Consider the following 10,365-nt stretch of genomic DNA (forward strand, 5'->3'; position numbering starts at 1 on the left):
GTTTTTCTGTGGTGTCATCTCCGTTCGCGCCGCCCCCGCCCCCCCCCCCCGCCCCCCCCGCCGGGGTTGGGGCCCCGCCCCCCCGGGGGGGCCCCGCCGCGCCCGCCAGGCGTGCGACGTCGGCGCGCGCCGCCTCCAGCCGGACCAGCAGCGGCGCGGCGTGCTCCAGCAGTCGCTGCCCGGCCGGGGTCGGGCCGACCGGGCGGCGGACCAGCAGCGCGGTCCCGAGGTCCGCCTCCAGCGCGGCGATCTGCTGGGAGACCGCGGACTGGGTGTAGCCGAGCTCCCGCGCCGCCTCCGAGAAGGAGGCGAGGCGGGCGACGGCGACGAAGGTGCGCAGCTGCTGCGGGTCCACGGCGGGTCATCAACCGATCTGATCGAAGCTTAAGGAATCATCGTTGGCGCTGATCTCGGGTGCGGAGTCAGGATAGCCGCATGACCTACCCGAACCCGCGGGTCGCCCTGGTCGGCGACCGCTCCCCGGCCGTCCGCTCGCATGCCCGAATCCCGGGCCTGCTGGACGCCCTCGCCGAGCACGACCACCTCGTCCTGGACGCCTACTGGATCCCGACCGGGGACGCCGTCGGGCCCGGGGCCCTGGACGGCTTCGACGCGATCTGGCTGCTGCCCGGCAGCCCGTACCGCAGCGAGGCGGGCGCGCTGGCCGCCGTGCGCACCGCCCGCGAGCGCGGCATCCCCTTCCTCGGCACCTGCGCCGGGTTCCAGCACGCGGTGCTGGAGTACGCCCGGAACGTCTGCGGTCTGGCCGGGGCCGTCCACGGCGAGGACCACCCGGACGCGCCGGACCAGGTGATCGCCCCGCTGTCCTGTTCGCTGGTCGGCCACGAGGGGGCCGTCACGGTCACCCCGGGGAGCCTCGCCGAACGGGTCCTCGGCGCCACCCGCACCCTGGAGCGCTACCACTGCGCGTACGGCCCCGACCCCGCCTACCTGGACCGGCTGACCGCCCACGGCCTGCGGTTCAGCGGTGCGGACGGGTCGGGCGACCTGCGCATCCTGGAGCTGCCCGGCCACCCGTTCTTCCTGGCCTCGCTGTTCCAGCCCGAACTGTCCGGCGACGGCACCCGGGCGCACCCGATGATCCGCGCCCTGGCCGGCGCCGCCGTGACGCACGCGGAGGCGAACAGCCCGGCCGCGACGGCCTGACCCGCGAAAGCCCCCGAAAGCCCCGGGAGCCCCTGCCTCCGAGCCCCCGAGCCCCCGAGCCCCCGAGCCCCCGGACGCTCCCGCCCCGGCCGGTTCGCGGCGGGCCCGCGCACCCCGACGCCGGGGGAGCCCGGTCACATCGGCAGCGACCGCAGCCGCACCGGCCCCTCCGGCCATCCGGCCCCGGTGGCCAGCGGTGCCCACAGGGTGCGCAGCGGCATCTCCACCAGCCGCCCCTCCGGCTGTTCCACCGTCACGCCCCGCGCCACCTCCCGGAACCCGAGCCTCCGGTAGAACCCGGCCAGCGGCGGGCGGCAGAACAGCAGCGCGTAGCGGTGGCCGAGCGTGCGCGCGTGGTCGAGCGCGGCCCCGACCACGGCCTGTGCGAGGCCGCCGTGCCGCCGGTCGGGCGCGACGCAGACCCCGCCGACGCCCATCGCGGTCAGGTCGGTGCCGCCCGCGGTGAGCGGCAGCGGTACCAGCCCGGTGTGGGCGACCAGTCGGCCGTCGGCGGCCCGGATGCCGAAGTGGATCTCCTTGGGGCGGAAGGTCAGCCCGGTGTAGGCGACGCCGTACGGGTCGGCCCCGGGGCCGAGGATCTCCTGCTGCTCGGCGCGGCCGTACCGCGCGAGCAGTTCGACCACCGGCGCCCCGGTGAGCTGGGGCTCGGGCGAAGAACGATCATCCATTCCGCCATGCTCCCCTCCCCCGGGGTCTTCCACCAGACCCTTCCCGGCCACTCGGCCCGGCGGCCGCCCGGGCCCCGGCACCGGCCCCCGCCAAGGCCGGACGGCCCGCCCGAGGCTGACGACCCGGCCGCGCGCCGCCCGGGCCCCGGCGTCAGGCCGCGGCGCGGCGCGCCAGCTCCGCCCAGACCGCGTCCACCCGCGCCTCCAGCTCCGCCAGGCCGCCGCCGTTGTCGATCACCAGGTCCGCGATCGCCAGCCGGTCCTCCCGGGAGGCCTGGGCGGCCATCCGGGCCCGGGCCTCCTCCTCGGCCATGCCCCGCAGCCGTACCAGCCGGTCCACCCGCACCTCGTCCGCCGCGTCCACCACCACGACCAGGTCGAACAGCGGCGCCAGCCCGTTCTCGGCCAGCAGCGGCACGTCGTGCACCACGACGGCGTCCGGCGCGGCCGCCGCCTCCAGCTCGGCGGAGCGGGCCCGCACCAGCGGGTGGACGATCGCGTTCAGCGCCTTCAGCCGCTCCGGGTCGGCGAACACGACCGCCCCGAGCGCGGGCCGGTCCAGCGTGCCGTCCTCCCGCAGCACCCGCGGTCCGAACTCGGCGACCACGGCCGCCAGTCCGTCCGTCCCGGGGGCGACCACCTCGCGGGCGATCACGTCGGAGTCCACGATCACCGCGCCGTGCGCGGCGAACAGCCGGGACACCTCGCTCTTGCCCGCGCCGATGCCGCCCGTCAGTCCGATCTTCAGCATGGCGTCAGGCTACCGGCGTGGCGCCGGGCACGTCAGCAGCGGGCCGCCCCGGGGCCTCAGTCCAGTTCCAGGCTCTCGCCCTCCGCCAGCAGCGTCAGTTCCGCGCCCGTGCCCGGCCCCTCCGGTCCGACCAGCCGGGTCTGCACGGCGAACCCGATCGGGCTGAGCACCGCCTCGTGCACCGGGACGGCCCGGCGCGGCCCGGCCTCCCGGACGTAGTCGATCACCTCGGAGGCCTTGCTCCAGGGCGCCGCCAGCGGCAGCAGCAGGGTCTCCACGGCGTGCGGCGGCACGGTGAACGCGTCGCCGGGGTGGAACAGTCGGCCGTCGAAGAGGAAGCCGATGTTGTGCACCCGCGGGATGTCCGGGTGGATCTCCGCGTGCCACTCGCCGTGCACCGAGACGCCGAGCCCGCCGACCTCGAAGGCGTCGCCCTCGCCGACCACGGCGACCCGCCGCGCCGCGCCGTCCAGCCGCTCGGCGACGGCCCGGTTGGTCCACACCCGCAGCGCCGGGTCCGCCTCCAGGGCGGCGCGCAGCCGGGACTCCTCGAAGTGGTCCATGTGCTCGTGGGTGATCAGGACGGCGTCCGCCCCGGCCAGGGCGGCGGCGGGGTCGGTGAAGGCCCCCGGATCGACGACGACGGTGGTGCCGCCGTGCTCGACGCGTACGCAGGCGTGTCCGAACTTGGTGATTCGCATGCCGAAAACCATACAGCAAGGCTGTACAGCAAGGCTGGACATATTCCCGGTAGACTCATCCCATGAGCAGTGAAGCCCCTCGCCCGGACACCCTGGAACTCGCCGCCGACCTGCGCGCCGCCCTCGGCAGCCTGGTCCGCTCCCTGCGCGAGGCCGACGAACTGCCGCAGAACCAGGCCGCCGTCCTCGGCCTGCTGGTCCGCGACGGACGCACCTGCACCGTCGCCGAACTCGCCGCGCTCCAGCGGGTCCGCCACCAGTCGATGGCCCGCACCGTCGCGCTGATGACCGAGGCCGGGCTGGTCGTCCAGCAGCCCCACCCCACCGACGGGCGCAAGCTGCTGATCACCGCCACCGAGGCCGGCCGCACCGCCCTGCTCGACCAGCGCGCCCGGCGCGAGCACCGGATCGCCACCGCGATCGAGTCCCGCCTGGACCCGGCCGAGCAGGACCGCCTCCGCGCGGCGGTCGAACTGCTGCGCCGGCTGCACTGACGACCCCGCCGGCCGTCGCGCCCCGACGCCGGCCCGCCGGCCCGGGGTGCTACACCGCCCCGACCAGCGGCTCAGCCGGACGCGGCGCCGGGATCGCCGCCGCCGCGGCCGGCTCGATCTCCGGCAGGTCGACGTGCTCGCTCAGCCCGAACCGCCGGTGCAGCCGCCGCAGCGGGGCGGGCGCCCACCAGTTGAACTCCCCGAACAGGCTCATCGCGGCGGGCACCAGCAGGCACCGCACCAGGGTGGCGTCCACCGCGACGGCGACCGCCAGGGCGATGCCCATCTGCTTGACCATCAGCATGTCGCCGAGCGCGAACCCGGCGAAGACGATCACCATCAGCAGCGCCGCCGAGGTGATGATCCGACCGCTGCGCTGCACGCCCAGCTCCACCGCCCGGACGCAGTCGTGCCCGCGCAGGGTCAGCTCCCTGATCCGGGAGAGCAGGAACACCTCGTAGTCCATCGACAGGCCGAAGGCGAAGGCGAAGACCAGCACCGGTATGAACGTCTCCAGCCCGCCGGTCGGGCTGAACCCGAGCAGCCCGCTGAACCAGCCGTCCTGGAACACCAGGGTGAGCGCGCCGAGCGAGGCGCCCAGCGAGAGCAGGTTCATCAGCAGCGCCTTGACCGGCATCACCACCGAGCCGGTCATCAGGAAGAGCAGCACCAGCGTGCCGGCCGCGACCAGGCCGAGCGCCCACGGCCCTCGCGAGAACAGCTCGTCCTGGAAGTCCACCACCGAGGCGGCACCGCCGGTGACGTAGGTGGTCAGCCCGCCGCGGTCGGCCCGCAGCTCCCCGACCACCCGCTTGGCCTCCGCGCCCTGCGGGTCCCCGTGCACCAGCACGTCGATCGTGGAGACCGAGTCGCTCACCGGCGACACGGCCCGCACCCCGCTCACCCCGGCCAGCTTGGCGACCACGTCGTCCGCGTAGGCCTGCGCCACCGCCGCCCCGCCCTCGACCACCACCGTGACCGGCGCGGCCGCGGCCTGCGGGAAGCGCTGGTCGATCGCCTCGGCGACCTGCCGCCCGGCCGAGGAGGCGGGCAGCACCGCGGCGCCCGAGCTGCGCATGTCGGCGTGGAGGAACGGCGCCCCGGCCGCCATCAGCAGCGCCACCGAGGCGAGGGTGACCGCCACCGCCCGCTTGCGCACCCGGCGCACGGTCCGGCTGAAGAACCCCTCGTCCGCCACGGGCGCGGCCGGCGCCTTGATCCGCGCTCCGGCGAAGCCCAGCAGGGCGGGGATCAGGGTCAGCGCGGCGGCGACGGCGATCACCACCACGCTCACCCCGGCCGCGGCCACCGCGCCGAGCACCGGGCTGGTGAAGACGAACAGGCCGGAGAGCGCGACGGCCACCGTCAGCCCGGAGAAGGCCACGGTGCGTCCGGCGGTCGCCGCGGTCCGCTCGACGGCGGCGGCGATGCCCGCGCCCTGGCCGCGTTCCTCACGGAAACGATTCACCATGAGCAGGGCGTAGTCGATCGAGAGTCCGAGCCCCAGCACCGTGGCGATCGGCAGCACGCTGGTGTCGATGTCCATGATCCGGCTGAAACCGAACATGGCCAGCAGCGCGCCGCCCACCGAGGCGACCGCCCCGATCGCCGGCAGCGAGGCCGCCGCCAGCCCGCCGAAGACCAGCACCATGACGATCAGCGTGACCGGAAGCGTCACCAGCTCGCCGAACCGGGTGTCCTTCTCGGTCTGCCGCTTGACCTCCTGCTGGAGCACCAGGTCCCCGCCGACCGTGACGTGGGCGCCGCCCGCCCCCTCCAGCGCGGCGAGCCGCGCGGTGACGGCGTCGGTCTGGGCGGTGCTCGCGGTGTCGGCCATCCGGACGCTGATCAGGCTCGCCGTCCCGTCGGCGGAGCGCAGCGCGGCCGGAGCCGGGCCGGAGCCGTACGCGTCGGCGGCGGAGGAGACCCCGGGCAGGGCGGCGATCTCGGCGGTGGCCCGCTCGACGGCGGCCCTCACCCCCGGATCGTCCACCGGCCGGCCGTCCACCACCGCGGTGACGGTGCCCTTGGCCGGGTCGGCCGCGGCGATCACCGCACCGCCCCGGTCGGCCTCGGCGCTGGCGGAGGAGGCCCCGGCCACCGAGCCCTCGAAGACCCGGCCGCCGATCAGGACGCCGACCACCAGGACGACGGCCCACAGGCCGAGCACCCAGCGGCGGTGGCGGAAGCAGAACCGGCCGAGGGCCGCGAGCCGGCCGCCGACCACGGCGGTGGGGGCGGCGGAAGTGGGGTTGCGCATGAGGAGCCTTTCGGGCAGCTCCCCTCAATCTAGGGGCAACCCGAACTCCGGCCTATAGACGGGCAATGAGCCCCATCTCACACTTTCCTTCACATAAAACACACATAAGTCGGGGCGGTATAAATCATCGCGAAAAACGAAACAGGGCCGACCCCGTCGGACGAAACGGAGCGGCCCCGCGACAACGACATGGGCCCCACCCGGAGATCCGGGTGGGGCCCACCGTCTAGCTATCGGCTAGCGGGAAGCGAGAGCCTCAGCTCTGGCCACCGGCCAGCTTCTCGCGCAGAGCGGCCAGGGCCTCGTCGGAGGCCAGGGCGCCCGAGCCCTCGTCGCTGCTGGACGAGTAGGAGCCACCGGCGGCGGCGGCGACGGCGTCGCCACCCTCCTCGGCAGCCTGGGCGTCGGCCTCGCGGCTCTTGATGACCTGGGCCTGGTGCTGCTCGAAGCGGGACTGCGCCTCGGCGTACTGGCGCTCCCACTCCTCACGCTGCTTCTCGAAGCCGGCCAGCCAGTCGTTCGCCTCGGGGTCGAAGCCCTCCGGGTAGATGTAGTTGCCCTGGTCGTCGTACGAGGCGGCCATGCCGTACAGGGTCGGGTCGAACTCGACCTCGGCCGGGTTGGCACCCAGAGCCTCGTTGGCCTGCTTGAGCGACAGGCTGATGCGGCGACGCTCGAGGTCGATGTCGATGACCTTGACGAAGATCTCGTCGCCGACCTGGACGACCTGCTCCGGGATCTCGACGTGGCGCTCGGCCAGCTCGGAGATGTGGACCAGACCCTCGATGCCCTCGTCCACGCGGACGAACGCACCGAACGGAACCAGCTTGGTGACCTTACCCGGAACGACCTGGCCGATCTGGTGGGTACGGGCGAACTGCTGCCACGGGTCCTCCTGGGTCGCCTTCAGCGACAGGGAGACGCGCTCGCGGTCCATGTCAACGTCGAGAACCTCGACGGTGACCTCCTGGCCGACCTCGACAACCTCGGACGGGTGGTCGATGTGCTTCCAGGACAGCTCGGAGACGTGCACCAGGCCGTCGACGCCACCCAGGTCCACGAAGGCACCGAAGTTGACGATCGAGGAGACGACGCCGGAGCGCACCTGGCCCTTCTGCAGGGTGGTGAGGAAGGTCTGGCGGACCTCGCTCTGGGTCTGCTCCAGCCAGGCACGGCGGGACAGGACCACGTTGTTGCGGTTCTTGTCCAGCTCGATGATCTTGGCCTCGAGCTCCTTGCCCACGTAGGGCTGGAGGTCGCGGACACGACGCATCTCGACGAGCGAGGCCGGGAGGAAGCCACGGAGGCCGATGTCGAGGATGAGACCACCCTTGACGACCTCGATGACGGTACCGGTGACGATGCCGTCCTCTTCCTTGATCTTCTCGATCGTGCCCCAGGCACGCTCGTACTGAGCGCGCTTCTTGGACAGGATGAGACGACCCTCCTTGTCCTCCTTCTGGAGAACCAGGGCCTCGATGTTGTCACCGACGGCGACGACCTCGTGCGGGTCAACGTCGTGCTTGATCGAGAGCTCGCGGGACGGGATGACGCCCTCGGTCTTGTAACCGATGTCGAGGAGGACCTCGTCACGGTCGACCTTCACGATGACGCCCTCGACGATGTCGCCATCGTTGAAGTACTTGATGGTCTCGTCGATGGCGGCGAGGAACGCCTCGGCGTCGCCGATGTCGTTGACCGCGACCTGCGGGGTGGTGCTGAGGGAGGAGTCGGTGGGGCTCGTCATTAGGAAAAGGGCTCCGGTACGGACATGAAAGTCGTAGGTAATGCCACGCGGAGGGCCCGTATCGCTCCCACCGAAAGCCGGACAGCCAAGAACACGGCGCACCGAAATTCCCGTTCAACGAGAACCGGCGTCCGTCTTGCGACCGTGGGGTCTTCGACAGATGCGAGCGCGACCTGCTCCGTCCGAGGCGCGCAGGCCCGCAGCGCAACTTGTAGCATACGGGGACGGCCAGGCACGGTCAATGCCGAAGGACGGCAAGACGGTGGAGCCCGGTACGGATCAGGCCATATCCTCCGGATGCGCGCCTCGCGGCGGCGCCCGAAAGGGCCCTGTCCCCGGATGCCACCGCCAGGACCCGGACCCTCACAGGACCGGTTCTCGGCAGCGGCGCTTCCGCACTCCATACCCTACGCGATGGGCATTGTCACCGTGGCCACCACCCCCCAGTCGGACCTGCACGATCTTGACACCTCCCCCGCGCGGGTCGAGGAGGAGGACGGCGACGACGCCCTCCGCCGGGAGGCCGGCACCGGGGAGAGCAGCCGGGCCAGCCGCCACTGGTGGGACCGCAACGCCGACGAGTACCAGGACGAGCACGGCGAATTCCTCGGCGACGACCGCTTCACCTGGTGCCCCGAGGGCCTCGACGAGGCCGACGCCCGGCTGCTCGGCGACGTGGCCGGCCGCGACGTGCTGGAGATCGGCGCCGGCGCCGCCCAGTGCTCCCGCTGGCTGGCCGCCCGGGGCGCCCGCCCGGTCGCCCTGGACATCTCCTACCGCCAGCTCCAGCACTCCCGCCGGATCGACCTCGGCCGCGGCGCCGCGCCCGTCCCCGTCGTCCAGGCCGACGCCGCCGTCCTGCCCTTCGCCGACGCCTCCTTCGACCTCGCCTGCTCCGCCTACGGCGCCGTCCCGTTCAGCGCCGACACCGCCGCCCTGATGCGCGAGGTGCACCGGGTGCTGCGGCCGGGCGGGCGCTGGGTCTTCTCGGTCACCCACCCGATCCGCTGGGCCTTCCCGGACGAGCCCGGCGTCGAGGGCCTCACCGCCACCGCCTCCTACTTCGACCGCACCCCGTACGTCGAACAGGACGAGCGGGGCCGCGCCACCTACGTCGAGCACCACCGCACCCTCGGCGACCGGGTCCGCGAACTCGTCGCCGCCGGCTTCCGCCTGGTGGACCTGGTCGAACCCGAGTGGCCGGCCGGACTGGAACAGGAGTGGGGCGGCTGGTCCCCGCTGCGCGGGCGGCTGATCCCCGGCACGGCGATCTTCGTCACCGAGCGGGGCTGACCCGCCGGTGAACCCCGCCTGGCACGACCTGCCCGTCCGCACCGCCCTGCCCGCCCTCCACGAGGCACTGGACGGGCACGGCACCGCCGTCCTCGCCGCGCCACCCGGCACCGGCAAGACCACCCTGGTGCCGCTCGCCCTGGCCGGACTGCTCGACGACGGCCGGCCCGTACGGCGGATCCTGGTCGCCGAACCGCGCCGACTCGCCGTACGGGCCGCCGCCCGGCGGATGGCCTGGCTGCTCGGCTCGTCCGTGGGCCGCGAGGTCGGGTACACGGTGCGCGGCGAGCGCCGCACCGGGCCGGACACGGTCGTCGAGGTGGTCACCACCGGCGTGCTGCTGCAACGGCTCCAGCGCGACCAGGAGTTGCCCGGCGTGGACGTGGTGGTGCTGGACGAGTGCCACGAACGGCACCTCGACGCCGACACCGCGCTCGCCTTCCTGCTGGACGTCCGGGCGGCGCTGCGGCCCGAACTCCGGCTGCTCTGCGCCTCCGCCACCTCCGACACCGAGGCCTGGGCCGAACTCCTCGGCGGCGCCCCGGTGGTGGAGGCGCACGGGACCTCCCACCCGGTCGAGGTCCGGTGGGCCCCGCCGCCCCGGGCCGTCCGGCCCGCACACGGCACCCGGGTGGACCCGGCGCTGCTCGACCACGTCGCGGCGGTCGTACGGCGTGCGCTGGGCGAGCGGGACGGGGACGTGCTCTGCTTCCTGCCCGGCGTCGGCGAGATCGCCCGGGTGGCCGGGGCACTGGGAGACGTGGACGCCGAGGTGCTCCAGCTGCACGGCCGCGCCCCGCAGACCGTCCAGGACGCGGCCCTCTCCCCCGGGGAGCGCCGCCGGGTCGTGCTCGCCACCGCCGTCGCCGAGTCCTCGCTCACCGTGCCGGGCGTACGCATCGTGGTCGACGCCGGACTCGCCCGCGAACCCCGCACCGACCACGCCCGCGGCCTCGCCGGCCTCGTCACCGTCCGGGCCTCCCTCGCCGCCGCCCGCCAACGCGCCGGCCGCGCCGGGCGCGAGGCCCCCGGCACCGTCTACCGCTGCTGGAACGAGGCCGAGGACGCCCTCGCCGCCCGCTTCCCCACCCCCGAGATCGCGCTCGCCGACCTCACCCCCTTCGCCCTCCAGGCCGCCTGCTGGGGCGACCCGGACGCCACCGGCCTCGCCCTGCCCGACGCGCCACCGGCGGGCGCGATGGCCGCCGCCCGGCAGACCCTCCAGGCCCTCGGTGCGGTCTCGGCGGACGGCCGGGCCACGCC

10 protein-coding genes are annotated in these 10,365 nt (G+C 74.1%); 4 read left to right on the forward strand and 6 right to left on the reverse strand.

Annotated features, from left to right (window positions below):
• The coding region (locus AB0E96_RS32505; RefSeq protein WP_359829378.1) for a LysR family transcriptional regulator at window positions 1-355 on the reverse strand (355 nt) is incomplete at its 3' end.
• 80 nt (window positions 356-435) lie between these two features.
• Here AB0E96_RS32505 and AB0E96_RS32510 point away from each other — a divergent pair.
• Window positions 436-1,167 carry a hypothetical protein gene (locus AB0E96_RS32510; protein WP_359829379.1) on the forward strand — a complete coding sequence of 244 codons (732 nt, stop codon included), beginning with the start codon at window positions 436-438 and terminating at the stop codon, window positions 1,165-1,167.
• A 134-nt stretch (window positions 1,168-1,301) separates the two neighbouring features.
• Here the strand turns inward: AB0E96_RS32510 and AB0E96_RS32515 are convergent, their stop codons facing one another.
• The 3 genes from AB0E96_RS32515 to AB0E96_RS32525 form a co-directional block, all read right to left on the reverse strand.
• Window positions 1,302-1,856, reverse strand: coding sequence for a GNAT family N-acetyltransferase (locus AB0E96_RS32515; protein ID WP_359829380.1), 555 nt, complete (start codon window positions 1,854-1,856; stop codon window positions 1,302-1,304).
• A 151-nt stretch (window positions 1,857-2,007) separates the two neighbouring features.
• On the reverse strand, window positions 2,008-2,607 hold the full coding sequence (coaE, locus tag AB0E96_RS32520; protein WP_359829381.1) for a dephospho-CoA kinase: 600 nt from the start codon (window positions 2,605-2,607) through the stop codon (window positions 2,008-2,010).
• A 56-nt stretch (window positions 2,608-2,663) separates the two neighbouring features.
• Window positions 2,664-3,308, reverse strand: a complete 645-nt coding sequence (locus AB0E96_RS32525; protein ID WP_359829382.1) for an MBL fold metallo-hydrolase — start codon at window positions 3,306-3,308, stop codon at window positions 2,664-2,666.
• 62 nt (window positions 3,309-3,370) lie between these two features.
• Here AB0E96_RS32525 and AB0E96_RS32530 point away from each other — a divergent pair, with 62 nt between their 5' ends.
• Complete coding sequence (locus tag AB0E96_RS32530) at window positions 3,371-3,802, forward strand: MarR family transcriptional regulator (RefSeq protein WP_359829383.1); 432 nt, start codon at window positions 3,371-3,373, stop codon at window positions 3,800-3,802.
• A 49-nt stretch (window positions 3,803-3,851) separates the two neighbouring features.
• Here the strand turns inward: AB0E96_RS32530 and AB0E96_RS32535 are convergent, their stop codons facing one another.
• Together AB0E96_RS32535 and rpsA are read right to left on the reverse strand one after the other, a co-directional pair.
• Complete coding sequence (locus tag AB0E96_RS32535; protein ID WP_359829384.1) at window positions 3,852-6,062, reverse strand: MMPL family transporter; 2,211 nt, start codon at window positions 6,060-6,062, stop codon at window positions 3,852-3,854.
• Window positions 6,063-6,318: 256 nt separating this feature from the next.
• Window positions 6,319-7,809 (reverse strand): 30S ribosomal protein S1, encoded by a 1,491-nt coding sequence (gene rpsA, locus AB0E96_RS32540; RefSeq protein ID WP_359829385.1) that lies wholly within the window; start codon window positions 7,807-7,809, stop codon window positions 6,319-6,321.
• 414 nt (window positions 7,810-8,223) lie between these two features.
• Between rpsA and AB0E96_RS32545 the strand changes: the two genes are divergently transcribed.
• Together AB0E96_RS32545 and AB0E96_RS32550 are read left to right on the forward strand one after the other, a co-directional pair.
• Window positions 8,224-9,102, forward strand: coding sequence for a class I SAM-dependent methyltransferase (locus tag AB0E96_RS32545; protein ID WP_359829386.1), 879 nt, complete (start codon window positions 8,224-8,226; stop codon window positions 9,100-9,102).
• A gap of 7 nt (window positions 9,103-9,109) precedes the next feature.
• On the forward strand, window positions 9,110-10,365 hold a 1,256-nt coding region (locus tag AB0E96_RS32550), incomplete at its 3' end, for a DEAD/DEAH box helicase (RefSeq protein ID WP_359829387.1).

It is taken from the genome of Kitasatospora sp. NPDC036755 (assembly GCF_040636595.1).
Taxonomy (GTDB): domain Bacteria; phylum Actinomycetota; class Actinomycetes; order Streptomycetales; family Streptomycetaceae; genus Kitasatospora.

Excerpts from the sequence above, each read along its gene's own strand:
- AB0E96_RS32510 (WP_359829379.1), top strand. The coding sequence starts at position 436 with ATGACCTACCCGAACCCGCGGGTCGCCCTGGTCGGCGACCGCTCCCCG.
- AB0E96_RS32515 (WP_359829380.1), bottom strand. The coding sequence starts at position 1,856 with ATGGATGATCGTTCTTCGCCCGAGCCCCAGCTCACCGGGGCGCCGGTG.
- coaE (WP_359829381.1), bottom strand. The coding sequence starts at position 2,607 with ATGCTGAAGATCGGACTGACGGGCGGCATCGGCGCGGGCAAGAGCGAG.
- AB0E96_RS32525 (WP_359829382.1), bottom strand. The coding sequence starts at position 3,308 with ATGCGAATCACCAAGTTCGGACACGCCTGCGTACGCGTCGAGCACGGC.
- AB0E96_RS32530 (WP_359829383.1), top strand. The coding sequence starts at position 3,371 with ATGAGCAGTGAAGCCCCTCGCCCGGACACCCTGGAACTCGCCGCCGAC.
- AB0E96_RS32535 (WP_359829384.1), bottom strand. The coding sequence starts at position 6,062 with ATGCGCAACCCCACTTCCGCCGCCCCCACCGCCGTGGTCGGCGGCCGG.
- rpsA (WP_359829385.1), bottom strand. The coding sequence starts at position 7,809 with ATGACGAGCCCCACCGACTCCTCCCTCAGCACCACCCCGCAGGTCGCG.
- AB0E96_RS32545 (WP_359829386.1), top strand. The coding sequence starts at position 8,224 with ATGGGCATTGTCACCGTGGCCACCACCCCCCAGTCGGACCTGCACGAT.